Below are 26,639 nucleotides of genomic sequence, written 5' to 3'. Positions count from 1 at the left end.
CTGGAGGCGGAGGGGTTGCCCGCGGAGAGGCAATCCTCTCTTATTTCCGCCTCAACTTTGCCGTTGAAAACGCGGGCCATGATCCCTGTATCCCTTCGTACCCTCTCCGCAAGCCTCCTGCTGCTTGCCGGAATTCTGACTACTTTGCCGCTTCCGCGCGCAGCGGCGCAGGATGCCGGCGCCATGCAGATTTCCTGGGAGGTGCGCAACCGCTTCCGCCTGTTCCGCGAGGAGCGCGACTTCCTGCTCCATGTCGAGAATGCACGTAACCGCAGCATTCTAGCCGCCGAGCAGTCGCTGGAGCTCCAGAGCGAGGGGCGAGGCTGGGCCCGCAACATGGTCAACCGGCTCTGCATCGACCTGCAGGGCCGGGTCAACCAGCCCTGCACCCGCGACAATGTCAAAGAGAACTACCTCACGCCGATCGACCACCCGGTGACGGTACGCCTCGTTGGCGCAGTGCCGGTCGGGGCCACCTGTGCCTGGTCGTTCGACGACGGCGACGGACCGCAGACCTCGACCTTCGACTGCGCCGAGCCGGTCAATCTGCGCGTCCGCTACGGCAAGCAGACGGTTGCGACCGTCGACGTCTCCGCCGGCTCCGACCCGACCCAGCGCATCCAGACCGAGATCCAGGTGCGCGACGTGTTCGTCGCCGGCCTCGGGGACAGCATCGCCTCGGGCGAAGGCAATCCGGACCGGCCGCTGGCGCTGTCGGATGAGGGGTTCTGCTTCCGCTCCTATCTCGGCACCGCCGGTGCGCAGTACTACCGGCCGAGCCGCGCCGGCTACAAGGGCGGCCGCGCCTGCGAGGCGCCGGACACCCTCGCCAACTGGCAGCACTACAGCGCGCTGTGGTTCAATGCGCCCTGCCACCGCTCGCTGTACAGCTACCAGGCCCGCACCGCGCTGGCGCTCGCGGTGCGCTACACCCACATCGCCGTGACCTTTCTGCCGCTCGCCTGCACCGGCGCCGGCATCGGCGACGGGCTCCTGGGCTCGCAGCGCGCCCGCGAATGCCCGCCCGGCAAGACCGGCGTCTGCAACACCAGCGTCAACGCGCAGGTCGCCGAGCTGCGCGAAGCGCTCGGCGCGGCAAAGAAACGCCAGCCGGACCGCACGCTCGATCTCGTGCTGCTGTCGGTCGGCGCCAACGACGTCTATTTCTCCGGCCTCGTCGCCGACGTCATCGTCGACACCGCGACCGAGCGCGCGCTGTTCCGCCGCTCCGGCGTGATGGCGAGCGTCGACGATTCCCGCGACGCGCTGGCACGCGAGCTGCCGCAGAACTTCGTCAAGCTGCGCGAGGCGCTGAAGCCGCTGGTCGGCGGCGACCTCTCGCATGTTGTTTACGTGTCCTACGCCAATCCCGCGCTCGCCGACGGTGGCGTGCCCTGCCGCGGCGGCCGCGCCGGCTTCGACATTCATCCGTCCTTCAACGCCGATCCGCAGCGCCTCGCACGCGTCTCGACCTTCGTCGACACGGAATTTCTGCCGCAACTGAAGGGGCTCGCCACCTGCACGCGCGGTGCGTTGTGCCGCGATCCCGAATCCGACCGCATGACCTTCGTCGATGCGCACCAGGCCGCGTTCGCCGACCACGGCTTTTGCGCCCATTCCGGCAACGATCCCGAATTCGACCGCAGCTGCTTTGCCGAGAACGGCCAGAGCTTCAATCCCGATATCGTGAGCGCAGCGAGCCAGCCGATGCTGTGCGGCCGCGGCGCCTCGGAGTACCGCGCCTACCTGCCGCGCGCGCGCTGGATCCGCGACGCCAATGACAGCTATTTCGCCGCGATGACCTATCCGCAGGGCCTGCCGGCCGCGAGCCAGCCGACCGACATCCACGACGCGACCTGGGGCGTGCTGTCCGCCGTCTATGGCGGCGCCGTGCATCCAAGCGCCGAAGGCCACGCCGCGATGGCGGATGCGGCACTGCCGGCGGCGAGCGCCGTGCTCGGGCTGGATGCCGTGCCCCCCAACGTGACGCGCGGGTTTCTGCCGCAATTGCTGCCGAGCGCGCAGCAGTAGCGCGCGCGACATCGTAGCCCGGATGAGCGCAGCGACATCCGGGACCACTGTCCCCGCATATCGCTACGCTCATGCGGGCTACGCGCTGCCTGCCACACCGTCATTGCGAGCGCAGCGAAGCAATCCAGAATCCCTTCGCGGAAAAAGCCTGGATTGCTTCGCTGCGCTCGCAATGACGAGTTTGTGGTTCAAACCATCTACTCCACCGCTGTCATCGCCCGGCTTGACCGGGCGATCCGCCCAGTTCGCCGCAGCAGCAGTGATTGAACCGAGAAGCCGCGGCGTACTGGATTCCCCGCCTTCGCGGGGAATGACAGCGGTGCGCGTGGCGCGACCTCGCTCGCGCACTCTCACTCTCTCCACGATCGTTCCCCCAAGCTTTCGTTCCATCAATCCAAAAACGGCATCGATCGATACTCCCTTGAACTTGGACACCCTGCCGCACGCGCCTCTAGGACTCGCCTTGAGGAAACATTTCGAGTTCTAAGGAGGCGCATCATGAGCGCAGTGGTGTCCGCAGCGGACGTGAGGAGGTCTCGCGTCAGGCTGTTCATCGTGACCATGTTGTTCCTGGTCACCACCGTGAACTATGCCGACCGCGCCACGCTGTCGATCGCCGGTCCCGCGCTCTCCAAGGAGCTTCATCTCGATCCCGTCGCCATGGGCTGGATCTTCTCGGCTTTCGGCTGGTCCTATGTCGTGGCGCAGGTGCCGGGCGGCTGGTTGCTCGACCGCTACGGCTCGCGCCTCGTCTATGCCTTCAGCATCATCGTCTGGTCGCTGTTCACGCTGATGCAGGGCTGGGTCGGCTTCCTCAGCGCCGGCGCCGCCATCGTCGTGCTGTTCGTGCTCCGCCTCCTTGTCGGCGTCGCCGAAGCACCGTCCTTTCCCGCCAATGCCCGCATCGTCGCAGCCTGGTTTCCGGGCAACGAGCGCGGCACCGCGTCGGCCTTCTTCAATTCGGGGCAGTATTTCGCCACCGTGATCTTCGCGCCGCTGATGGGCTGGATTGCCCACGCCTACGGCTGGCGCTACGTGTTCTTCGTGATGGGCGCGCTCGGAATCATCATGGGCCTGGTCTGGATCAAGACCATCTACGGCCCCAAGGAGCATCCCTCGATCAACGAGGCGGAGTTCGACTACATCAAGGAAGGCGGCGCGCTGGTCGATCTCGACGCGCCCAAGGACGATCAGCTGCGCGGGCGTGCGCAAGAGTCCGGCTCGGGGTGGGACCACATCCGCCAGTTGCTCTCCAACCGCATGATGCTCGGCGTCTATCTCGGCCAGTACTGCATCAACACGCTGACCTATTTCTTCCTGACCTGGTTTCCGGTCTACCTCGTCAAGGAGCGCGGCCTGTCGATCCTGCAAGCCGGTTTCGTCGCGACGCTGCCCGCCTTGTGCGGCTTCATCGGCGGCGTGCTCGGCGGCATCATCTCGGACGCGATCCTGCGCAGGACCGGCTCGCTGACCATGGCGCGCAAGATCCCGATCGTCGGCGGCATGCTGTTGTCGATGTCGATCATCGCGTGCAACTACGTCGACGGACAGGCGCTGGTGGTCGGCTTCATGGCGCTCGCCTTCTTCGGCAAGGGCATCGGCGCGCTCGGCTGGGCGGTGGTCTCCGACACCTCGCCGAAGGAAGCCGGCGGCGTCTCCGGCGGCCTGTTCAACACCTTCGGCAATCTCTCCTCGATCACCACCCCGATCGTGATCGGCTACATCCTGGCCGCGACCGGCTCGTTCAACGGCGCGCTGGTGTTTGTCGGGCTCAACGCGCTGGTGGCCGCCTTCGCCTATCTCGTCATCGTCGGCAAGATCGAGCGGGTGACGCTCAAACGTTCCTCCTGAGGGCTCCCATGGGAGCTTGACCAGGCAACTCAACGGCGGCTTCACGGCCGCCGTCTTTGTTTTGAGGATGATCGATGCTAGAAGTGCCGGGGAAACGCCTTATCCATCTAAGGCATGTATCGATGTTCGACCTCAACCAGCTCCGCTGTTTCGTCACGGTAGCGGAGGAATTGCATTTCGGCCGCGCCGCCGCGCGGCTCAACATGACCCAGCCGCCGCTGTCCCGGCAGATCCAGGTGCTCGAGCACATCATCGACGCGCCGCTCCTGGAGCGCACCAGCCGCTCGGTGCGCCTGACGCCCGCGGGGCGGAGCTTCCTGCCGGAGGCGCGGCGCATCCTCAAGCTTGCCGAAAGCGCCTCGCAGGTCGCCCGCCGCATCGCGCTCGGCAAGACCGGCTCGCTGAAGATCGGCTTCACCGCGGCCGCCGCCTACGGCTTCCTGCCCGAGCTCATCGCCGCCTGCCGCGCCAAGCTGCCGGAGGTGGATTTCTCGCTGAAGGAGATGGTGTCGGGCGACCAGTTCGAGGCGCTGACATCAGGCCAGATCGACGCCGGCCTGCTCCGTCCCCCGATCGCGCGGCCCGAGCTGACCAGCCGCCGCGTCGTCGCCGAGCCCCTGCTCGCCGCGATCCCGAAGAAGCATCCGCTGGCCAATGCCGACAGCATCACCATCAAGGATTTCGACGACCAGCCTTTCGTGATGTATTCGCCCTATGAGAGCCGCTACTTCCACGATCTGCTGGTGGCCCTCTTCACCCGCGCCGACGTGCTGCCGCGCTACGTGCAGCATCTGAGCCAGATCCACTCGATCCTCGCCATGGTCCGCGCCGGCCTTGGCCTTGCCATCGTGCCGGCCGCGGCCGCGAGCCTGAAGATCTCCGACGTGCGGCTGCGCCCGCTGAAGCTGCGCACCCGCGTCCCCGTCGAGCTGTTCATGGCCTGGCGCCGCGAGGACGAGAACCCGCTGCTGTCGGCGCTGGTCAAAATCGCCGGTGAATTGTCCTCCGCGGACGCGATGGAAGATTGATGCTGAATTCGCATTGGTCGATATAGGCTTTGGCTTGGACGCGCATCGAACGGTCTCCTAAACCACGGCGCATGGACGCGCAGCCTTCTGCTTGCGTCCTCCACAACACGCGAATAAGGGAGCCGCGCCCATGAGCAAGATGACCCCGCAGGAAATGGCCCAGAAGATCGGATCGGGCCTCCTGTCCTTCCCCGTCACGCCGTTCAAGGCTGACTACTCCTTCGACGAGGCGACCTACCGCGCCAACATGGACTGGCTCTGCGGCTACGATGTCGCAGGTCTGTTCGCCGCCGGCGGCACCGGCGAGTTCTTCTCGCTGACCCCGACCGAGGTTCCGCAGGTGGTCAAGGTCGCCGTCGACGAGACCAAGGGCCGCGTGCCCGTGCTCGCCGGCACCGGCTACGGCACCGCGATCGCCCGCGAGATCGCGATCGGTGCGGAAAAGGCCGGCGCCGACGGCCTCTTGCTGCTGCCGCCCTACCTCACCCATTCCGAGCAGGAAGGCCTTGCCGCCCATGTCGAGGCGGTCTGCGCCGCCGTGAAGATCGGCGTCATCGTCTACAACCGCGACAACGCCATCCTCCAGCCCGACACGCTCGCGCGTCTTGCCGAGCGCTGCCCGAACCTCGTCGGCTACAAGGACGGCATCGGCGACATCGAGCTGATGACCCGCGTCTACACCAAGCTCGGCGATCGCCTCACTTATGTCGGCGGCCTGCCGACCGCGGAGACCTTCGCGCTGCCCTATCTCGACATGGGCGTGACGACCTATTCCTCGGCCGTGTTCAACTTTGTGCCGGAATTCGCCACCAATTTCTACGCCGCCGTGCGCAAGCGCGACCATGTGGCGATCCAAGCCGGCCTGAAGGATTTCATCCTGCCGCTGATCGCGATCCGCAACCGCAAGAAGGGTTATGCGGTCTCGATCATCAAGGCCGGCATGAAGGTGATCGGCCGCGATTCCGGCCCGGTCCGTCCGCCGCTGACCGATCTCACCGAGCAGGAGATCGCGGAACTGACCGCGCTGGTGAAGAAGCTGCCTGCCGCACGATCGTCACAACAGGCTGCAGAATAAGGGCAGAAAACAGGGAGGAGCGCGCGATGGCCGCGACTGAGATTTCTGGCGCACCGGTCGTCACGGCGATGCAGGTGATCCCGGTCGCGGGCCGCGACAGCATGCTCCTCAATTTGAGCGGCGCGCATGCGCCGTTCTTCACCCGCAACATCGTCATCCTCACTGACAATGCCGGCCACACCGGCGTCGGCGAGGTACCGGGCGGGCAGAAGATCTGGCAGACCCTCCAGGACGCCCGCGATCTCGTGATCGGCAAGACCGTCGGCGCGATGAACAACATCCTCGCCGATATCAGGACCGCCTTTGCCGACCGCGACGCCGGGGGCCGCGGCAAGCAGACCTTTGACCTGCGGGTGATGATCCACGCAGTCACCGCGATCGAATCCGCCCTCCTCGACCTGCTCGGCCAGCATCTCAACCTGCCGGTCGCCGCTCTGCTCGGCGAAGGCCAGCAGCACACCAGCGTCGAGACGCTCGGCTATCTCTTCTTCGTCGGAGACCGCCGCAAGTCGAAGCTCGACTATGTCGCAGGCGAGACCGGCAAGGCAGAATGGTTCAATCTCCGCCACCAGGAGGCGATGACGCCCGAGACCGTGGTGCGGCTCGCGGAAGCCACCCACGACCATTACGGCTTCGCCGATTTCAAGCTCAAGGGCGGCGTGCTCCGCGGCGAGCAGGAGATCGAGGCCGTCACCGCGATCGCAAAGCGCTTCCCCAACGCGCGCGTCACGCTGGACCCCAACGGCGCCTGGTCGCTGGATGAGGCTATCGGCCTCTGCAAGGGCATGCACGGCATCCTCGCCTATGCCGAGGACCCCTGCGGCGCCGAGGCCGGCTTCTCCGGCCGCGAGATCATGGCCGAGTTCCGCCGCGCCACGGGGCTGCCGACCGCGACCAACATGATTGCGACCGACTGGCGGCAGCTCTCCCATGCGCTGCGCCTGGGCGCGGTGGACATTCCGCTCGCCGACCCCCATTTCTGGACCATGCAAGGCTCGGTGCGCGTGGCCCAGACCTGCCGTGACAACGGCCTGACCTGGGGCTCGCACTCCAACAATCATTTCGACATTTCGCTCGCCATGTTCACCCATGTCGGCGCCGCCGCCCCGGGCAAGGTCACCGCGATCGACACCCACTGGATCTGGCAGGACGGCCAGGCGCTGACGAAAGAGCCGCTCCAGATCAAGGGCGGCAAGATCACGGTGCCTGACAGGCCGGGCCTCGGCATCGAGATCGACCGCGGCGCCATCGAGGCCGCACACGAGCTCTACAAGAAGCATGGACTCGGCGCCCGGGATGACGCTATGGCCATGCAGGACCTGATCCCGGGCTGGACGTTTGACGACAAGCGTCCCTGCCTCGTGCGTTAAAAACGTTCCCTCGGAGGAAAAAAGATGACTGCGATCCTGAAGAACTTCATCGGCGGCGAATGGGTCGACGGCTCCGGCGTCACGAAGAACATCAACCCCTCCAACACCAACGATCTCGTCGGCGAATACGCCAAGGCCGACAAGGCCCAGACCGAGAAGGCGATCGCCGCGGCCAAGGCCGCTTTCCCCGCCTGGGCGCGCTCGACGCCGCAGGAGCGCTATGACGCGCTGAACAAGATTTCGCTCGAAATCCTCTCCCGCAAGGAAGAACTCGGCCGCCTGCTCGCCCGCGAGGAAGGCAAGACCCTGCCCGAGGGCATCGGCGAGGTCGCGCGTGCCGGCCAGATCTTTGCATTCTTCGCCGGCGAAGCGCTGCGCCTGATCGGGGAGAAGGGCGCCTCGGTTCGTCCCGGCCTCGACGTCGAGCTCACCCGTGAGCCGATGGGCGTCGTCGGCATGATCACGCCCTGGAATTTCCCGATCGCGATCCCCGCCTGGAAGATCGCGCCGGCGCTCTGCTACGGCAACACCGTGGTGTTCAAGCCGGCCGAGCTGGTGCCGGGCTCGGCCCATGCACTGTCCGAGATCATCACCCGCTCGGGCATTCCGGCTGGCGTATTCAACCTCGTGATCGGCTCCGGCTCCGTGGTCGGCCAGACCCTGCTCGACCATCCGGATGTCGCGGCGATCACCTTCACCGGTTCGGTGCAGACCGGGCGCAAGATCGCGCAGGCCTGCGTGCTGTCGAACCCGATGAAGAAATTCCAGCTCGAGATGGGCGGCAAGAATCCGCTGGTCGTGCTTGACGACGCGGACCTGAAGACCGCTGTCGAGGTCGCCGTCAACGGCTCCTATTTCTCCACCGGCCAGCGCTGCACGGCGTCCTCGCGCCTGATCGTCACCGAAGGCATCCACGACCGCTTCGTCGCGGCGATGGCCGAGCGGCTGAAGGGCCTGTCGGTGGACGACGCGCTCAAGGCCGGCGTGCATATCGGCCCCGTGGTCGACCAGAGCCAGCTCGACCAGGACCTGCGCTACATCAAGATCGGCCAGGACGAGGGCGCCAAGCTCGCCTTCGGCGGCGAGCTGCTCAAGCGTGAGAACCCCGGTCACTACCTGCAGCCGGCGCTGTTCACCGAGGCCAACAACAACATGCGCATCGCGCGCGAAGAGATCTTTGGACCCGTCGCCGCGGTCATCCGCGCCAAGAACTACGAGGAAGCCCTCGCCATCTCCAACGACACCGAGTTTGGCCTTGCCTCCGGCATCTGCACCACCAGCCTGAAATACGCCTCGCACTACAAGCGCAACAGCGAGTCCGGCATGGTGATGGTCAATTTGCCGACCGCCGGCGTCGACTATCACGTGCCGTTCGGCGGCCGGAAGGGCTCGAGCTACGGCGCCCGCGAGCAGGGCTCCTATGCGCGCGAGTTCTACACCACGGTGAAGACGGCTTATACGTTCCCGGGTTGATAGGCTGACTTCGTAGGGTGGGTTAGCGCAGCGTAACCCACCTCTTCTGCTTCCGCGGCCACAGACATCGGTGGGTTACGCTGCGCTAACCCACCCTACAAATCCCGGAGTCCATCATGGACCAGGACGTCGCAGCGAAAGAGCAGCCCCGCTACATCAAGCTCAACGAGCGCGACAATGTCGCGATCGTGGTCAATGATTTCGGGCTTCCCGCCGGCTCCCGCTTTGCCGGCGGGCTGACGCTGCGCGCCTTCGTGCCGCAGGGACACAAGACGGCGCTGGTCGATATCGCGGAAGGCGCACCGATCATCCGCTATGGCGAGATCATCGGCTACGCGCTCTCGCCGATCCTGGCCGGCGAATGGGTGGATGAAGCCCGCATCCGCATGCCGGAGGCCCCTGCCCTCGACAAGCTGGAAATCTCGACCGCCGTCCCCGCGCCGCTGCCGCCGCTCGAGGGTTTCACCTTCGAAGGCTACCGCAATCCGGACGGCTCGGTCGGAACCAAGAACATCCTCGGCATCTCCTCCTCCGTACAATGCGTCAAGGGCACGATGGAATATGCGGTGAAGCGTATCCGCGCCGAGCTGCTGCCGAAATACCCCAACGTCGACGACGTCGTGCCGCTGACGCACGCCTATGGCTGCGGCGTCGCCATAACCGCGCCCGACGCGGTGGTGCCGATCCGCACGCTGCAGAACCTCGCGCTCAACCCGAATTTCGGCGGTGAGATTCTGGTCGTCGGCCTCGGCTGCGAGAAGCTCGCGCCCGAGCGCCTGGTGCCGGAAGGCGTGAGCGATGCCATCGTCCGCATGCAGGACGAGGCCTTCGACGGCTTTGGCGCGATCGTCGATGCGATCATGACCCAGGCCGAGGCGCGACTGAAGGTGCTCAACACCCGCAAGCGCGAGACCTGCCCGGCCTCCGACCTCGTCATCGGCCTGCAATGTGGCGGCAGCGACGCCTTCTCCGGCGTCACCGCCAACCCCGCCGTCGGCTTTGCCGCCGATCTCCTGGTCCGCGCCGGCGCCACCGTGATGTTCTCGGAAGTGACGGAAGTGCGCGACGCCATCCAGCTGCTCACCCGCCGCGCCATCAACGAGGACGTCGGCCGCGCGCTGGTGCGTGAGATGGCATGGTACGATTCCTATCTCGCCCGCGGCGGCGCCGACCGCAGCGCCAACACCACGCCCGGCAACAAGAAGGGCGGCCTCGCCAACATCGTCGAGAAGTCGCTCGGCTCGATCGTGAAGTCCGGCTCGAGCGCCATCACCGGCGTGCTCTCGCCCGGCGAGAAGGCGACGCAGAAGGGCATGCTGTTCGCGGCAACCCCCGCCTCCGATTTCATCTGCGGCACGCTCCAGCTCGCCTCCGGCATGACGCTGCAGGTATTCACCACCGGCCGCGGCACGCCTTACGGCCTTGCGGCTGCACCCGTGATCAAGGTCGCGACCCGCAGCGAGCTTGCCCGCCGCTGGAAGGACCTGATCGATTTCGATTCAGGCAGCATCGCCACCGGCGAGAAGACCATCGAGGAATGCGGCTGGGACCTGTTCCGCCTGATCCTCGATGTCGCCTCTGGCCGCATCAAGCCATGGTCGGACCGCTGGGGCATCCACAACGATCTCACGCTGTTCAATCCGGCGCCGGTGACCTGAGTCCCGACGAGCGGCTTCACTGCCCCTCGATCAGATGCATGTCGCCAAGCGTGACGGGCAGGCTACGCGTGATGAGGTCGACAATTGCGGCGCGCAAACGTTCGCTCGACGCAGAGCCGCCAAACGTCTCATCGACCGGTCCGCTCGGGCCGGCGAGCCGCAGGGTCCCGGTGTTGTCGAGCGGCGCGGCCGCCCGCTTCTCGATCACGTCGAACGACTTGCCGTCGATGATCCGGATTTCGTACAGCGCGTGGATCAGGCCGTAGTCCGCAAGCAGCGTGCGGTATTCGGCGAGCCCGACACCCTCGACGTCGCGGCCGTTTCCAAGCTTCGATCTCGCGCGGGTGATGACGATATACGCGTCCAGCCCCTGCGGTGCGATATCGCTGCGAACCAGCTCCTTGAACGGATCGCTGCGCAGGAGATTGACGGGCGCAATCGCCGAATCCTTGATGGCAGCGAACGCTGCGCGCCTGTAGGTCACCGGCTGCACGCGAAAACGCCCGCTCAGCAGCTTCGTCGCCTGCTGGACGATCAACTCGTCCAGTCCCCATGCGCTGATCGAGGCGCTTTGTGCGGCGTTGCCGAGCCCGGTCAGGCCGGCTCGCGTCAGGCTCATTTCTTCGCCGATGGCCGAGACGATGCCGACGGTCTTGATCGCCTGGAGCTTCGTCGCGCGCGTCTCGAATGCTGCGGCGGCACCGAGGACGGCGGATGCGATCGCGAGGCCAGCCCATAGAATGACGATACGGCGCATGGCGGATCATCGAATCCTGAAGTCGAACGAATAGGACGCGCCCAGGCCAACGGTGGTCTGGTTTGACGATCCCCGCAACTTCACCAGCGGGCTGTCCGCGGCATCGCCGAGCAGCTTCTCGTATTCGACATAGGCATGGACCTCCCATTGCGGATTGATGCGGTAGGAGATCTGGCTGCCGAAGCCGACCGAGTGCGCGCCGCCCCTGGCATTGTAGATCGGCAGCCCCGAAGCCAGCGCCTGCGCGGCATCGACGCCGAAATACGGCGCGGTGGCCTTGGTGCTCTTCCAGGTGAAGCGCGGGCCGGCCGAGATCGTCAGCCTCTGGATCAGCGGCACGATGACGTCGGCCGAGACGTCGGCCACTGTGCCGGTGTGGCCATCGAAGCCCTGACGCAACTCGCTGCGCAGGCGCAGCCAATCCACCGGATAATATTCGACGAAGCCGCCGAGCTCGTAGGCGGCCTTGACGTCGCCAAGGCCGGTCAGCTCGGCATATTTGTTGCCCTTGCGCGAGGAGACGTATTTGAACGCTGGGCCCGCGCGAAAATTGCCGACGTCGAGCAGCGCGATGCTGGCGCTGTCGCGCGGTCCGCGAAACTGGTCGATCGATCCGGCGCGGCGGATGGTGAAGATCGGGATCGGAAGAAACTTGCCGTTCTTCGATCCGACGAAATCAGGCGTGTATTTGCCGCCGATGCCGACCATGACGGTCCAGTTTCCGGACGGCGACGGCAGCATCGGCAACTCGAAGGGCGGAGCCGGCAGCGTGAACGCGGTCTGCGCCGATGCGAATTGTGCTGTCGCCGTGATTGCACCGAGTGCGGCAAGGCAGGCGATCGTCCACCGCGCAGTCGCCGTAAGGCGGAGAGCGGCTTCGTCAATATGCTTCATTTCAGGGCCCCGGACCGGCCTTCCTGGCCGAGTCGACTGATGTGGTTGGAGCCCAGCATGTGGTCCGGCAAAATTGCCCCAAGATTGCAACGGCCGACCGTCCCTGCGACATTCCGCGCGGGGGTGCGCCGCCGGATCAACATTGCCCGAACATTGCCCGGGACGGGTTCACGCGCACAAGTTTTGATCGCGCGTGCCGTTCAACCTCTCCGTTCCTGCCTTTTATTCGCCAAGCTCGCTGCCTTAAACGGAACCCGCGCACGCACCGAACCGCCGGACTTCGGCCAGAAAGCGTTAACGTCGGGGTGCTATCGCCCCAGGAGAGTCAAGGACGACCCGCGTGCGCTCGCTCGTGATCGAAGACGAACCGCAGATCGGCGCCTATGTCAGCCGCCTGCTCGGTCAATTGCACGGCGTCGTCGACCTCGTCGGCTCGATTGCCGACGCGCGCCAGGCGCTGGACAATTTCAAATATGATCTCGCCATCGTCGACCGGATGCTGCCCGACGGCGATGCGCTCGAGGTGGTCACCGCGCTGAACCAGTCGCCGGAGCGTCCCGCGATCATCATGCTGACGTCCAAGGACGCCAAGGAGGACGTCGTCGACGGCCTCAATAGCGGCGCCGATGATTATCTCGGCAAGCCGTTCGAGCCGCAGGAACTGCTTGCGCGAGTGCGCGCCGTGTTGCGTCGGCCGCGCCTGCTCGCGCCTTCGGTGCTGTCGCTCGGCAATGTCGAGCTGCATCTCGGCAGCAACGAGGTCGTGGTCGCCGACAGGAAGATCCTGCTGCGGCGGCGCGAGGCGCTGATCCTGGGCGCGCTGCTGATGCGGCGCGACCGCGTCATCACCCGCGCCGCCCTGATCGAGGAAATCTACGGTTTCGACGACGAGATCGAATCCAACACGCTCGAAGCGCAGGTCTCGCGCCTGAGGAAGAAGCTGGCGGCATTCGGCGGCGACGTCGAGATCCGCAGCATGCGCGGCATCGGTTACATCCTGCGACTGGCAACGCCGCGATGACGTCGATCGCGCGGACCTTTGCGCTGTCGCTCGGCATCGCCGCGACGACGATCTTTTTGATCATGGTCGCGATCTTCGTCTCGAGGTACCCGTTGGAGGAACGCGAGTTCAGGGCCTGCCGGGTCGTGGCGGCCGTTCTCGATCGCGCCACTGATATCGATGGGCAAAACCTGACGGTACGTGCGACTCCCGCCCTCGAGGAATTGAAGGCGGACAGTCCAAACCTCTGGTACGTCGTGTCCGTGGGCGATCTCGTCAGCGAGTACGCTGGCGAGCACCGGCCGCCTCTCCCCTTCGCCTTTCCCTATCGCGGGCCGGTCGGCCTGTCCGTCTTCAGCACCTACGACCAGAAGAGCACGTTCTGTCTCGCCGTTGCGCAACGGGGCTCCTTGCGGCTCACGACGATGGTCGGCGAGCCTCAGGTCCGCTTCGGCCGAATGGCCGGAAACTTCCTCGTCAACAGGATTTTTTCGATCATCCTGGTGGCGCTGGCATTTGCGGCGACCGTCGCCATCGGTTCAGCGCTTGCTGCACGTTTCGTCTCGCGCGGCATCGAACGGGTCGCGCACCGCGCGCTCGCGATCGATCCCTCGGCCCCGCAAGGTTTGATATCGCTGTCCGAAGTCCCCTCCGAGTTGAAGCCGCTGGTGGAGGCGTTGAACCGCGCGTTCGGCGAGATCGACGCCTATATCAGGATGCAGCGCCGCTTTCTCGGCAATGCAGCCCATCAGCTGCGCACGCCGCTGACGCTGCTGCGCGCGAAGATCGATGACGTGCCCGATCCGGCCCTGAAGGCCGAGCTGGTACGGGACGTCCGCCGCCTGACGTCGCTGGTCTCAGCCATGCTCGACCTGGCGCGCCTGCAAAATCATGCGATCGAAAAGCGTCCGATCGATCTCGCCGAGATCACGCTGGAGGTGCTGGCCGATTTCGGACCGTCGGCGCTGGACGCCGGCATCGAGCTTGCGCTGGAGCGTGCCGACGAAGGGCCATTCCTGGTGCAGGGCGTCGACGCCGCCATCCGCAGCGCGCTCGCCAATCTCGTCGGCAACGCGCTCATCCACGCCCGTGGCGCGCGACGCATCGTCGCCATACTCGGCCGCGGCAGCATTGCGATCGACGATGACGGCGCGGGCCTGCCCGACGGCGCGGAGCACAAGCTGCTGGAGCCGTTTCAGACCGGCAACGGCGCAGGCGACGGCGCGGGCCTCGGCCTGTCGATCGTCCGCGAGATCATGGCCGCCCATGGCGGCGAGCTCGTCATCGTCTCCGAGCCCGGACGCGGCACGACGATGCGCCTGTGCTTTCCCGAGGCTGCCGCGACGGCCGGATCGCAGCAGCTCGAGCTGCAAGAGCGCTGAGCGAGGCGCATCGCTCCTGCCGCGAAACCGTCCGGAAACATTGGCGCGAAAAAACTTCGTCCTTGTTTCATCCTTTCGCGCCAAGCAACCAATATGTGCGCCAACGGCGACAGGAATGTTCGCACGCGAGCGAACCTGTCCCGGCATCACCGCGACAAAACCTCCGATTGCCATCTTCCACGGAGATTTTCCAATGCGCGTTCTCACAGTGATTGCCGTTACCGGTGCAATGATTGCGAGCTCGGCCGGCGCGTTCGCCGGCGAGCTTCCCTCTTACGAAGTGAAATCGTTCCCGATCTCGACGACGCAGGTGCAGGTGCTCGGCGGCGCCGGCGTCGAGGAGCAGTCGACCGCGCCCGCGATGACCGTCGCCGGCATGCCCGCCTCGCCCGCGCAGGTTTCGGTGCTGTCGCCGCGCGTCAAGCAGCTTGCGAGCGTGAATTCGCGAAGCGACGCGCGCTAGGTACGATCTGTCCTTCCGGGACGTGCGAAGCGCGAGCCCGGACTTCCATCGTCCAGCACCATCGGGATCCCGGGCTTGACGCTATGCGTCGCCCGGGATGACGTTTCAAACCCTACGTCATGCTGCCCGGCATGAAGCAGCGTACGCGCGGGTGGCCGTCGATATAGTGCTTCCACACCATGGTGCGGCCGATCTTGTTCGGCTCGGTGATCACGGCTCCCTCCGGCACGAGCACCCATTCGCCGTCGAGATGGACGCGGTAGCGCCCCTTGTCGGATTCCCAGTCGACATCGGCGACCACGTAGCCGTCGGCATCGGAGCAGCACTGCCCGAACTCGCTGTGCAGGCTCTCGAACCAGGGTTTGAGCGGTGAGTTGGCGTAGCGCCCGTCGTCGCGCGCCAGCGCCGATGTCGCCAGCAGCACGGTCAGGCCGAGCATCATCGCCGCACACGGTCTTGCAAGTGTCATGTCGTCTTCCCGCGGATCGAAGTAGCGCCGCGAGGGACAGGCGCCACCGTCCGCCTTCCGCACATTGGCGGCAGGCAGTGGGACGGCGACTCGCTCCCCCAGCAGCTTTGCCACAGCTATGCAAATCCGGCGCCAGCGTGCATTCCGGAGAACTACTGCCGCACACAGTTGCCCACGCTTGCGTATGCCTGCATGCGTGACGCGCCGGCGATTTTTGCCGCGCATTTTCGAGGCTTTCCTTATCGCACCTCAACGTGTACGAACGTGGCCGCGAAACCTTATCGCATTGTTTAACCGGCTGTTTCGATTAGAGAATCAGGTGATGGCGTGACTGGCATTGGACCGGCAGCGCTATGAGTTCGAGAGAGTTGCTCCCTGGCCAGCAGGACGCGACCGATCTACCCGCAAACCAGGTGCAGTTTGCGCTGGTGATTTCGCGCATGCTGGAGACGGTGAAGGACGACGCGGACGCGAGGCGGCAGATGGTCTACGACCTTGCCCGCTACAAGCTCCAGGAGCAGTTCACCTACGCCGACGCCAGAAACATCGACCAGATGAAGCGGGCGCTTGAGGTCGCCATCGAAGAGGTCGAGAAGTTCTCGCGTGAAGAGGCGCCGCTGGAGCGCCTGCCGTCGCAGCAACTCGCCTCGTCCAAGGAGACCGGCGGCGTTCTGTTATCCGGCGATGCGACCGTCTTGCCATCAGGAGTCGGCAGGCCGCGCAGCAGGCTGCCTGCGATCTCGGGCCCGCTTCTGCCGGTGATCAAGCGCACGGCGGCCATCCTGCTTGCCGCCAGCGCAGTCATCCTGATCGTTTCGCAGCGGGACAATATCGCCGCGCTGCGCCGGCAGATTTCGTCGCAGAGCCCGGAGATCGCGCTGGTCGCACCCAAGCCGGAGACGACGTTTGCGGTCGCCAAGCCGGAGATGGTGACGCCCGCCGCACCTGCCCCGACGCGCGTGCTTCCGACCGACTACGGCATCTACGCCCTGATCGACGACAAGTCGCTGGCGGAGCTATCCGCGACCGGCGTGATGGCGCCCGATATGCGCATCGCGATTTCACCGGAGTTCAGGAAGCCCGATCGGCCGCATTTGCCGAACGGCCGCGTCAAGTTCATCGTCTTCCGCCGCGATGCCGCAAGCGCCATTCCCGAACGCGTCGAGGTTCGCGTCATGGCGAAGATCGCCAGGGAGTTTTCCAGCGACGCCGCCGGCAAGGCGCTCAGCGGCGGCGACGATGTCGGGGTCATCCGCAACTTCTCCTATCCGTTCCGGGTCTCGCCGATTCCGGGGAAGGCCGAGATGCATGAACTCCACGCCGGAGCTTCTGAGCTCGAGCTTCCACCGGGGCATTACGTCCTGAGCCTGGGAGCTCAGGCCTATTATTTCCAGGTCGACGGCGAGATCACCGATCCCCGGCAGTGCCTCGAGCGGGTCGTCGCCGGCAACGGCACCTTCTATGCGCCGTGCAAGAAGGCACGGACGTATTGACGATCTTGTAGCCCGCGAGATCGAGGCACGCGCGAGCCCCCACTCAGCTGTCGTCGCCCGGCTTGACCGGGCGATCCAGTATTCCAGAGACAGTGCGAGGATACGGAGAAGCCGCGGCGTACTGGATTCCCCGCCTTCGCGGGGAATGACACTGGTGGGTGGAGCGACGGCTGCGACGACAACGGCCGCCCGAAAATCCCTACTGCTTCGGCGCCGGCGCCATCATCGCGCCGCCTTTCTTGGCCGCGGGCGCGGGTGCGGGCTTGGTCGCGGCGGCCTGCGCGGGCAGGTATTTGGCGACGATGGCGGGATCGACCTGGGCGATGTTGGCGTCGGGCAGGCGCGTCCAGATTTCGTCCTTGCCGAACAGGGAAATGCCGAGAAAGCCGCGCATGGTCAGGGTCTGACCATCTGGGCTCACCGTCATCTTGGCTTTCCAGACGTTGCCGTCGCGCGGATTGACCACGTTGCCGCCGTCATACTTCAGGCCGTCGCGCTTCATGTCGCGGATGAAGGAGAGCCCGAGCACCGGCTGGTTCTTGCGATCGTCCGTGCACTTCGTGCAGGCCTCGTTCGGATCGTCGCCGGGGCGCGGAAAGGTTTTTGCGATCACGCCTTCGAAGATGCCGTTGTGGTCGATGAAGAGGAACCATCCCACCGTCTTGCCGTCTTCGACCTTCTGCCACAGCCCAGCAGCGGTCGGCTGGGCCGACGTCGCAGCCGGAGCTTGCGCCGCAGCCGGGCTCACCACGCCGAGCAGCGCAAGTGCGAGGAAGGGGAGCAGCCGAAAGCTGGAAATGAGAGTCCGCATTATCGTCACCTTGCTGAGCCAATCGCCTTTGCCAAGCCAAGACCGTGCCAAGCCAAGTCTGGAATGGCCGCACACTACGGCGATTTCGCGAACGGTTCCAGCACCAGAAACATGGGGCATTGCCTTGCCGCCCCCTCGGCGTCAGTTGACGCCGAGCTTCTTTTGCAGGCTGGACGACGAGGTCGTGTACTGGAACACGAGCCGCTTCTCCGGATAGACATAACGATGGGCTTTTTGCGACATCAGCGCGCCCTCGTGGAAGCCGCACAGGATCAACTTGATCTTGCCGGGATAGGTGTTGATGTCGCCGATGGCGAAGATACCGGATACGTTGGTCTCGAACGCGCTGGTCTCGACCGGCACCAGGTTGTTCTCGAGCGCAATGCCCCAGTTCGCGACCGGGCCGAGCTTCATGGTCAGCCCGAAGAACGGCAGCATGGTGTCGCAGGCAACCTCTGTGATGCTGTTGTCGTTGCCCTTGACGGTCGCACCGGTGAGCTTGCCGTCGGCGCCGGAGAGCGCGGTGACCTGGCCGAGCCGCAGATCCATCTTGCCGCCAGCCACCAGCGCGCGCATCTGCTCGACGCTGTGGGGCGCGGCGCGAAACTCGTCGCGCCGGTGCAGAAGCGTGATGCGCTTGGCCAGCGGATGCAGGTTGAGCGTCCAGTCGAGCGCGGAATCGCCGCCGCCGACGATCAGCACGTTCTTGTCGCGGAACGTCTCCATCTTGCGCACGGCGTAGTGGACGGACGTGCCTTCATAGGCCTCGATGCCCGGCACCGGCGGGCGCTTGGGCTGGAACGAGCCGCCGCCGGCCGCGATCACCACCACCTTGCATTCGAACACCTTGCCCGTGTCCGTGGTGCAGCGGAATGCGGGATCGCCGATCTTTTCCACGGTCTCGATCATCTCGCCGAGATGAAAGGTCGGGTGGAACGGCTTTATCTGCTCCATCAGCGCGTCGGTGAGGCCCTGGCCCGAGACCTGCGGAATGCCGGGAATGTCGTAGATCGGCTTTTCCGGATAGAGCTCGGCGCACTGGCCGCCGACCTTGTCGAGGATGTCGACGAAATGCGCCTTCATGTCGAGAAGGCCGAGCTCGAAGGCGGCGAACAGGCCGCAGGGGCCGGCGCCAATAATCAGCACATCGGTTTTGATCACGTCGCTCATGTCGTCTCTTTATCGATCGTTATCGGTTGGACGGCGCCCGTTGGGCAGAGGTGACCCTGCCTGTCTAGCCAACGGGGATGGAACAGGGAAGGCATAAAAGCGGGATCGCCCCGCAGCCGCACCCACTTGCCGGGCCAGGATAACTGGGTTGTAACGAGGATGGATATGACGGAGATCAATCGGTGAACGCACCAGCCCGCCTCGACACGACGCCGCGTCTGGAGGACTTCCCCTACCGCCTCAGCGACAACGTCCGCTTCGGCGATCTCGATCCTAACCAGCACGTCAACAACGCCGTCTACGCGACCTATTTCGAGACCGGCCGTGTCACGCTGATGAAGAGCCCGGAATACGGCCTGACGCCGCCGGGCCTCGCCTGGATCATGGTGCGGCTCGACATCCATTTTCGCGCCGAGCTGCACTGGCCGGGCACGATCGAGCTCGGCCTCGGCGTCGTGAAGCTGGGACGAACGTCGGTGACCTTCGAGCAGGTCGTGTTTTCGAACGGGAAGTGCATTGCGTCAGCGACGTCCGTCGGCGTCCTGCTCGACGAGACGACGCGACGGCCGGCACCGCTGACCGCAGAGGTGATCGAGAAGTTCAGACCCTGGCACAAGCGCGGCATCGAGGTCGCGCCGCCCGGCATGTAGACTATGGAGAGACGATCAGGCCTGACGTTCCGGCGTCGCCACGACCAGCCCGTCGAGCTCATCGGAGACCTTGATCTGGCAGGACAGGCGCGAGTTCGGGCGCACGTCGAAGCCGAAATCGAGCATGTCCTCTTCCATCGGCGTCGGGCTGCCGACCTTCTCGCGCCAGGCTTCGTCGACATAGACATGGCAGGTCGCGCAGGCACAGGCGCCGCCGCATTCGGCTTCAATGCCGGGAATGCTGTTGCGGATGGCGGCTTCCATCACGGTCGCGCCGTTCTCGATTTCCACCGTGCGGGTTTCGCCCTTGTGGTCGACAAAGTGAATCTTGGCCATGTGTGCTCGTGCTGCCGCGATGTTGGGAATGAAGGAGGGTCCGGGCTGTCCTATAACGGGTCGGTTAGCCCGGCGCCATAGCGTTTTCGAGCGGCGTGGATCCCGGTTCGCGCGCAGAAAACGCGTCAAATCAAACGACTAGTGCGCAGGCCCCATATTTGTGGGAGGCGCCCGCCTAATGCTTCAGGATCGCCGCAATCGCGGCACGGACCTCGGCCACCGCCTCGTTCAGCGCGGCAAGCGCATGGAGGCGGTTGTGGCCGGTCCGGACCGCCGTCTCGAGGCTGGCGGCAGCATCGGCCACCGCGAAGGCGCCGATGCCGCGGGCCGAGCCCTTGAGCGTGTGCGCGAGCGCGCCGGTCTCGGCCGGCAGCGCCGCCATTGCGGCGAGCAGGCGAACGGCCTGCTCGGCGAACATCGCGAGCACTTCCTGTTCCAGTTCAGTGTCGCCGAGCGTCATCCGGGAGAGGTGGTCGAGATCGAGCGGGCTGTCGATCGGCGCAAGCGGGGGCGAGGGCATCCAGTCCATCCGTTGCAGTTCAGGCGTCATGGCGCAGGCCCCGGCATCGCGCGACGGTTCCGCCGGTCCGGCGGCTACGGCTCGCCCCACCCAAGCACGAAAATGGTTAACGAAATGTTTGGGCTGATTTACGCAAATCCGCCCGTTTATTGACGAAAAGTTGCCGCAATCGCCCGGGTTCCGTGGAGAATTCCATTGATTGCTAAGGCGTTACGGCGCGATCCTGTTAACGATGATTAAGATTGTCTTAATCGCGGGCATTTCATTCGCGACGCTCTGCCAATAGGATGTTGCGGAAATTGGCGGACAAGCCGTCCGGGTGGGGACGGCTCGGAGATCCGCATAAGCGGCATGATCCGGTCTGTGGGCTTGCGTGGCGCGCAGGGCTCGCGGGGGGCGTGTACAAGTAACGAGGGCTCGGACTGAACATGGCGAACACTCCCAAAAAGGTCAAAGACCCCACAGAAGTTGCGCTTTCTGCGATCCAGGAAGCCCTGAACATCAGCGACACCGCTGCGGACACCAGCCGCAACGCCTCGATGCGGAGCGAAACGGCGCCGCAGGTGGAGCCTCCGGCGCCCCCGGTCTTCGACGAGCCGAGCTTCGAGCCGCGCCCCGCTGCCAACGAACGGTCGACCGTGTTCGACCCGGTCGAGGAGCCGCGCACCACGCGCCGCGCCGCCAATGACGACCGCGAGACCATCGGTCAGCTGCTCCAGGCGCTTCAGAGGGGCCGCCCTGCCCGCAGCGTCTATACCTTCGCCACCATCTTCGCCGGCGTCTGGCTCGCCGCCTGTGCGGCGCTGACGGTCGGCTTCCTGCCCTCGATCCAGGCCGCCATGGGCCAGAGCGGCGGCGTGCTCGTCATCGCCGGCCTGATCGCGATGTTCTTCGCGCCGATCATGCTGTTCTACTTCCTGGCGAGTCTGGTCTGGCGCGGCCAGGAAATGCGCATGATCGCGCAGGCGATGGCGCAGGTCGCGATGCGCTTCTCCGAGCCCGAAGGCTCGGCCTCCGATTCCATGGTCACCGTCGGCCAGGCCATCCGCCGCGAGGTCGCGGCTATGGGCGACGGCATCGAGCGCGCGATTGCGCGCGCCGGCGAGCTCGAGACGCTGGTCGCCAACGAGGTCGCCGCGCTGGAGCGCGCCTATAGCGACAACGAGGTGCGCATCCGCGCCCTGCTCCAGGACATCGCGCATCAGCGCGACAACCTGGTCGGCCAGGCCGAGCAGGTCCGCAGCGCCATCTCCGGCGTGCAGATCGATCTGCGCCACGACATCGCGCTGATCTCGGACGCGATCGCCTCGCGCGTCGACGAGGTCGCCAAGTCCATCACCGGCGCGCTGGAAGAGCGCGGCGCCCACATCACCAGCGCCTTGAGCAATGCCGGCGACAACATGATCCTGGCGCTCGGCGAGCGCGGCGGCGACCTGCTCGACCGCCTCGAGGAGGCCAGCAACGAGACCACGCGCGCCGTGCTCGATGCCAGCGAGCGGCTGACCACCAGCCTCAACTTCAAGACCGGCCACGTCCACGACGAGTTCGTCGACCTCGCCGACCGCGTCCACGAGATGCTGAACGAGCGCATCGACCGCATCACCGGCGAGTTCGAGCAGCGCTCCGCTGCGATCGTCGACGGCATCTCCGAGCGCACCGAGCAGGTGCACGATAGCCTGAAGAACTCGTCGGACTCGCTGCTGCTCGAGCTCGAGCTGCGCTCCAACGACATCTCCGCCAAGATCGACGACGCCGGCAGCCGCCTCGCCAACCAGATCATGACGAGCGGCGACAAGGCGAGCGAGGCGCTCGACGCCACCGTCAACACCCTCGTCGCCAAGGTCGTGAGCCAGACCGAAACCGCGCACGACTCGCTGTCGCTGCAGATGAGCGCTTTCGACGAGCTGGTGAAGAACCAGGGCACCGAGCTGGTCGAGAAGTTCGCCCGCGATTCCGGCACGCTGGGCGCGCTGATCACCCGCCACATCTCCGAGTTCGACCGCACGGTGAAGACCTTCGGCGGCGAGATCGTCGAGCGCATGGGCCAGCGCACCCAGGACATCCATGAGTCGCTGAAGACCTATGTCGACAATTTCGACACCCGCTTCACCTCCAACGGCGGCGAGATCACGGCCTTGCTCGACCAGCGCCTCGTGCAGTTCGAGACCACGATCGGCGAACGCGTCAATCATCTCGATACCTCGCTGAACGGCAAGATCGCCGGCCTCGACGGCACGATCGAAGGCCACATCAAGACCTTCGACGAGCAGCTCGGCGGCCGCGTCGCCGCGCTCGAACAGTCGTTCGACACCCGCGCAAAGTCGATGACCGAGACCATCGACGGCCGCCTCAACACGCTCGCCTCGTCGCTCACCGACGGTGCCGCTCAGGCGATCCAGTCGGTCGACTCCCGCCTCACCCACCTCACGACGTCGCTCACCGACGGCGCTTCGCAGGCCATCGAGACGATCGATGCGCGCCTCAACCACCTCACGTCCTCGTTGACCGATGGCGCGTCGCAGACCATCCAGTCGATCGACACCCGCCTGACCCACCTCACGACGACGCTGACGGGCGGCGCGACGCAGGCGCTCGAATCGATCGATAGCCGCCTCACCTACCTCACCACCGCCGTGACCAACGGCGCCTCGCAGGCCGTGCAATCGATCGACACGCGCCTTACGCTGCTGACCTCGACGCTCACCGACGGCACTGCGCAGGCGATCGAGGCGGTCGACCGCCGCATCACCGGCGTCACCGAGATCATCGACGGCCGCAGCACGCAGCTGACCGATACGGTCACTGCGCGCTTCCAGGACATCCACCAGACCATCGAGACCAAGGTCGGCTCAGTTGCCAACGACATCGACGTGCGCGTGGCGCAGTTCGAGGACCTGCTCGGCTCGCGCGTCGAGGCCGTCGCCGGCCGCATCGAGAGCAGCGGCCGCCAGGCCAGCGAGGACATGATGTCCCGCGCCGAGATGATCTCGACCGCGATCCGCTCGCATGTCGAGGACGCCGAGCGCTCGCTCACCAACCTCGTCGTCAACACCAGCGAGACGATCCAGACCGGTGCGCGTACCGCCCAGCAGTCGCTGATGACGGTCTCCTCCGACGTCAACGCCCAGCTCAAGATGACCTCCGCCGAGGTCGAGCACGCGCTGACCGCGGTCGGCGCCGGCGCCGCCAACTCGATCCTGAGCAGCGCCCGCGAGGCGCAGTCGACCCTGGTTGCCGCCTCGGGCGATGCCTCCGAACAGATCAAGGGTCTCGCGGCCGACGTCGAACGCACGCTGTCGGCGGCCGGTTCCGCCACCGCAGCCTCGATCCTGGCCGGCGCCCGCGAGGTGCAGACCACGCTCGTCACGGCGTCCTCGGACGCGGCCAGCCACGTCAAGACGCTCACCGCCGACGTGCAGCGCTCGCTGTCGATGGCCGGTGCCACCACGGCGGAATCGATCACCGCCGGCGCCCGCGATGCGCAGAGCACGCTGATCGCGGCCTCGACCGAGACCGCCAACCAGATCAAGGCGCTGTCCTCGGACGTGCAGCGCTCGCTCACGATGGCGGGCACCGCGACGGCCGAGACCATCATGACCGGCGCGCGCGAAGCCCAGAGCACGCTGGTCACGGCGTCCTCGGATGCGGCAAGCCAGGTCAAGTCGCTCGCGGCCGAGGTGCATCGTTCGCTCTCGCAGGCCGGCCAGTCGACCGCCGAGACCATCACGATCAGCGCCCGCGACGCCCAGAGCACCCTTCTTGCTGTCTCCGCAGAACAAACCGGCCAGGTCCGTTCGCTCGCGGCCGAGATGCAGCGCGCGCTGGCGACTGCCGGCGGCGCCACCATCGAGGCGCTCACCAGCGGCGTGCGCGAGGCCCAGGGCACGCTGATCTCCGCCTCGACCGATGCGGCCAGCCAGATCAAGTCGCTGACCACGGATATCGAGCGCACGCTGACCGCGGTCGGCGCCGACACCGCCTCGACCATCCTCAACAGCGCGCGTGAGGCCCAGACCTCGCTGACCTCGACCTCGGCGGATGCCGCGAGCCAGATCCGCACGATCTCGACCGAGATCGAGCGCGCCTTGAGCACGGCCACGACGAACGCGACCAACGACATCCAGACCAGCGCGCTCAACGCCCAGAACGCGCTGATCTCCGCCTCCAACGAGGCGAGCTCGCGGGTCAAGTCGAGCTCGGCCGACGTCGAGCGCTCGGTGCTCGCCGCCTCGAGCAGCTTCGGCCAGGCCATGACCGGCAAGACCGACGAGATCGTCACCTATGTGCAGCAGCAGGCCGACCGTCTGTCGAACATGATCGACTCCAAGCGCGGCGCACTGGTCGATGCGATCGGCTCCAAGACCAGCCAGCTCACGCTCGACATCGACCGCGTCACCTCCGACGCGCTGAAGTCGATCGAGACGCGCGGCCATGCCTTCTCGCAGACCATGATGGGCAACGGCTCGGAAGTCGCCCGCACCATCAATGCGGCGAGCGAGATGGCGACCGGCGCGGTCGGCAAGTCGCTCAAGGACCTCGAGCAGGCCTCGCGTTCCGCGATCGACCAGTCGCGCCAGGTCTCGATCGCCGCGGTCACCGAGATGCAGGAGACCAGCAAGATCCTGCGCACCGACACGGTGGCGCTGTTCGAGCGCCTGCGCGAAGGCAACATCCTGCTCCAGGAGGTGCTGACCGGTGCGCACGACAACCTCAACTCGCTGGAGCGGGCGCTGGTGACGCGCGTTGCCGACTTCGTCTCGGCGATGAACGACGTCACCTCGCGCAACGGCGCGGCGACGCAGAACCTGGAAGACCAGCTCAACGTCTTCAACAGCAAGACCACGAAGGCGCTCCAGGATCTCGGCGAGCTGTCGACCCAGTTCGACAAGCACGGCAAGGCGCTGGTCGATGCCGCGCAGGTCGTGGAGCAGAGCAACAAGAACACCACCGCCTCGCTCGCCGAGCGCAAGCAGGCGCTGGAATCGCTCGTCACCACGATCGACCTGCGCACGGCCGATCTCGACCAGCGGCTGTCGCGCTTCACCGGCCTGCTCGATGAATCGCTGGCCGCGGCCGAAGAGCGTGCCCGCGACATCGCCCGCGTCGTCGCCGAGACCGCCGGCGCAGGCTCGGCCGCGATCACCCGCCAGTTCGACGCGGTGCGCTCGGCGTCCGAGGAGGAGCACCGCCAGACCATCGAGGCGATGCACGACATCTACCGCCAGACTACGGACGAGGCGGATGCGATGTTCAAGCAGTCGACCGAGAAGTTCACCAACCTCGTCTCCAGCATGAAGCAGATGGCGTTCGAGATGCACAACGAGCTCGAAGCCACCCGCAACGAGCTGCGCCGCGGCGTGCTCGAGATGCCGCAGGAGGCCGCCGAGAGCACTGCGCAGATGCGCAAGGTGATCGTCGACCAGATCGAGGCCCTCGCCGAGCTCAACCGCATCGTGGCCCAGCATGGCCGCGGCCTCGACGTCACCACGACGGGCCGCGCTTCTGTCGCCGTCCAGCGTCAGGAAGAGCCGATGATGGCGGCTGTCGGCGGCCGGGCGACCGAGACCCGCATGCGCGACACCGGCAGCGCCTCGACGCTGCCGCCGCCGGACCTCGGCATGCCGGCTCCCTCGCGCCGCACCGAAGCCCCGCCGGTTGCGCCTTCCAGCAGCGACCAGGGCCGTGACGGCTGGCTGTCGGACCTGCTCAACCGCACCGACGCCAACCAGGGCTCTCCGGCCGGACGTGAGGCTCCCCGCGGCCGCCAGGCACCTGCACCGCAGCCGCAGGCCCCGCAGGCAAGCAGCAATCCGCTGGAATCGCTGTCGCTCGACATCGGCCGGCTGATGGACCGCAACCTTGCCGCCGAGATGTGGGACCGCTACCAGCGCGGCGAGAACAAGGCCTTCACCAAGCGCCTCTACACGCCCGCCGGCCAGAAGGCCTTTGACGAGGTCGCCCGCAAGTACCGCGCCGACCGCAACTTCAAGGGCACCGTCGACCGCTACGTCGCCGAGTTCGAGCGCCTGCTCGACGAAGTCGCCCGCGACGGCCGCGGCCCGCAGGAACTGCGCGGCCACCTGACCTCGGAGACGGGGCTGGTGTACACCCTGCTCGCACACGCGGCGGGCCGGCTGGGGTAAGCGGCGGACAACAAAGAGCAGCGAATGAAAAACGGAGGCCTCACGGCCTCCGTTTTTGTTTGGAG

20 protein-coding genes are annotated in these 26,639 nt (G+C 65.9%); 13 read left to right on the top strand and 7 right to left on the bottom strand.

Annotated features, from left to right (window positions below):
• The first annotated feature begins 78 nt into the window (after positions 1–78).
• The 7 genes from GGD63_RS06445 to garD all read left to right on the top strand — a co-directional run bounded on the left by GGD63_RS06445 (position 79) and on the right by garD (position 10,486).
• Positions 79–2,031 carry a hypothetical protein gene (locus tag GGD63_RS06445; RefSeq protein ID WP_183240098.1) on the top strand — a complete coding sequence of 651 codons (1,953 nt, stop codon included), beginning with the start codon at positions 79–81 and terminating at the stop codon, positions 2,029–2,031.
• Positions 2,032–2,529: 498 nt separating this feature from the next.
• Positions 2,530–3,882 carry an MFS transporter gene (locus GGD63_RS06440; RefSeq protein ID WP_183240097.1) on the top strand — a complete coding sequence of 451 codons (1,353 nt, stop codon included), beginning with the start codon at positions 2,530–2,532 and terminating at the stop codon, positions 3,880–3,882.
• A 122-nt stretch (positions 3,883–4,004) separates the two neighbouring features.
• Positions 4,005–4,910 carry a LysR substrate-binding domain-containing protein gene (locus tag GGD63_RS06435; RefSeq protein ID WP_183240095.1) on the top strand — a complete coding sequence of 302 codons (906 nt, stop codon included), beginning with the start codon at positions 4,005–4,007 and terminating at the stop codon, positions 4,908–4,910.
• Between the two features lie 130 nt (positions 4,911–5,040).
• Positions 5,041–5,985 carry a 5-dehydro-4-deoxyglucarate dehydratase gene (kdgD, locus tag GGD63_RS06430; RefSeq protein ID WP_183240093.1) on the top strand — a complete coding sequence of 315 codons (945 nt, stop codon included), beginning with the start codon at positions 5,041–5,043 and terminating at the stop codon, positions 5,983–5,985.
• 26 nt (positions 5,986–6,011) lie between these two features.
• Entirely contained in the window at positions 6,012–7,355 is a 1,344-nt protein-coding gene (gudD, locus tag GGD63_RS06425; RefSeq protein ID WP_183240092.1) for a glucarate dehydratase, read from the top strand.
• Positions 7,356–7,379: 24 nt separating this feature from the next.
• Positions 7,380–8,828 (top strand): aldehyde dehydrogenase family protein, encoded by a 1,449-nt coding sequence (locus GGD63_RS06420; RefSeq protein ID WP_183240090.1) that lies wholly within the window; start codon positions 7,380–7,382, stop codon positions 8,826–8,828.
• 116 nt (positions 8,829–8,944) lie between these two features.
• Complete coding sequence (gene garD, locus GGD63_RS06415) at positions 8,945–10,486, top strand: galactarate dehydratase (protein WP_183240088.1); 1,542 nt, start codon at positions 8,945–8,947, stop codon at positions 10,484–10,486.
• 16 nt (positions 10,487–10,502) lie between these two features.
• Here the strand turns inward: garD and GGD63_RS06410 are convergent, their stop codons facing one another.
• On the bottom strand, positions 10,503–11,243 hold the full coding sequence (locus GGD63_RS06410) for a hypothetical protein (RefSeq protein ID WP_183240087.1): 741 nt from the start codon (positions 11,241–11,243) through the stop codon (positions 10,503–10,505).
• A gap of 6 nt (positions 11,244–11,249) precedes the next feature.
• Complete coding sequence (locus tag GGD63_RS06405; RefSeq protein ID WP_183240085.1) at positions 11,250–12,137, bottom strand: MipA/OmpV family protein; 888 nt, start codon at positions 12,135–12,137, stop codon at positions 11,250–11,252.
• A 340-nt stretch (positions 12,138–12,477) separates the two neighbouring features.
• Between GGD63_RS06405 and GGD63_RS40755 the strand changes: the two genes are divergently transcribed.
• The 3 genes from GGD63_RS40755 (at position 12,478) to GGD63_RS06390 (ending at position 14,982) form a co-directional block, all read left to right on the top strand.
• Positions 12,478–13,158: a response regulator transcription factor gene (locus GGD63_RS40755; protein WP_183240083.1), complete on the top strand. Its 681-nt coding sequence runs from the start codon at positions 12,478–12,480 to the stop codon at positions 13,156–13,158.
• Entirely contained in the window at positions 13,155–14,519 is a 1,365-nt protein-coding gene (locus GGD63_RS06395) for a HAMP domain-containing sensor histidine kinase (RefSeq protein ID WP_183240081.1), read from the top strand. The genes GGD63_RS40755 and GGD63_RS06395 overlap by 4 nt, the downstream gene beginning before the upstream one ends.
• Positions 14,520–14,712: 193 nt before the next feature.
• Positions 14,713–14,982: a hypothetical protein gene (locus tag GGD63_RS06390; protein WP_183240079.1), complete on the top strand. Its 270-nt coding sequence runs from the start codon at positions 14,713–14,715 to the stop codon at positions 14,980–14,982.
• A 112-nt stretch (positions 14,983–15,094) separates the two neighbouring features.
• Here GGD63_RS06390 and GGD63_RS06385 read toward each other — a convergent pair whose 3' ends face one another.
• The gene (locus GGD63_RS06385) at positions 15,095–15,451 is read right to left on the bottom strand and encodes a hypothetical protein (RefSeq protein ID WP_183240077.1); all 357 of its coding nucleotides are present in this window, start codon (positions 15,449–15,451) and stop codon (positions 15,095–15,097) included.
• A 368-nt stretch (positions 15,452–15,819) separates the two neighbouring features.
• Here GGD63_RS06385 and GGD63_RS06380 point away from each other — a divergent pair, with 368 nt between their 5' ends.
• Entirely contained in the window at positions 15,820–16,944 is a 1,125-nt protein-coding gene (locus GGD63_RS06380) for a hypothetical protein (protein WP_246785375.1), read from the top strand.
• Positions 16,945–17,143: 199 nt separating this feature from the next.
• Here the strand turns inward: GGD63_RS06380 and GGD63_RS06375 are convergent, their stop codons facing one another.
• On the bottom strand, positions 17,144–17,755 hold the full coding sequence (locus GGD63_RS06375; protein ID WP_183240074.1) for a DUF2147 domain-containing protein: 612 nt from the start codon (positions 17,753–17,755) through the stop codon (positions 17,144–17,146).
• Between the two features lie 141 nt (positions 17,756–17,896).
• Positions 17,897–18,925, bottom strand: coding sequence for an NAD(P)/FAD-dependent oxidoreductase (locus GGD63_RS06370; RefSeq protein WP_183240072.1), 1,029 nt, complete (start codon positions 18,923–18,925; stop codon positions 17,897–17,899).
• Positions 18,926–19,107: 182 nt separating this feature from the next.
• Here GGD63_RS06370 and GGD63_RS06365 point away from each other — a divergent pair, with 182 nt between their 5' ends.
• Positions 19,108–19,575, top strand: a complete 468-nt coding sequence (locus tag GGD63_RS06365) for a thioesterase family protein (RefSeq protein ID WP_183240071.1) — start codon at positions 19,108–19,110, stop codon at positions 19,573–19,575.
• Between the two features lie 15 nt (positions 19,576–19,590).
• Here GGD63_RS06365 and GGD63_RS06360 read toward each other — a convergent pair whose 3' ends face one another.
• On the bottom strand, positions 19,591–19,911 hold the full coding sequence (locus GGD63_RS06360; RefSeq protein ID WP_008143731.1) for a 2Fe-2S iron-sulfur cluster-binding protein: 321 nt from the start codon (positions 19,909–19,911) through the stop codon (positions 19,591–19,593).
• A gap of 175 nt (positions 19,912–20,086) precedes the next feature.
• Complete coding sequence (locus GGD63_RS06355) at positions 20,087–20,461, bottom strand: Hpt domain-containing protein (protein WP_183240069.1); 375 nt, start codon at positions 20,459–20,461, stop codon at positions 20,087–20,089.
• 398 nt (positions 20,462–20,859) lie between these two features.
• Here GGD63_RS06355 and GGD63_RS06350 point away from each other — a divergent pair, with 398 nt between their 5' ends.
• Complete coding sequence (locus GGD63_RS06350; protein WP_183240067.1) at positions 20,860–26,574, top strand: negative regulator of septation ring formation; 5,715 nt, start codon at positions 20,860–20,862, stop codon at positions 26,572–26,574.
• The last annotated feature ends 65 nt before the right edge of the window (positions 26,575–26,639 follow it).

Source organism: Bradyrhizobium sp. cir1, assembly GCF_014198245.1.
Lineage (GTDB): Bacteria > Pseudomonadota > Alphaproteobacteria > Rhizobiales > Xanthobacteraceae > Bradyrhizobium.
Note: the sequence above shows the minus strand (reverse complement) of the source record. Positions and strands in the feature narration are given on the sequence as shown.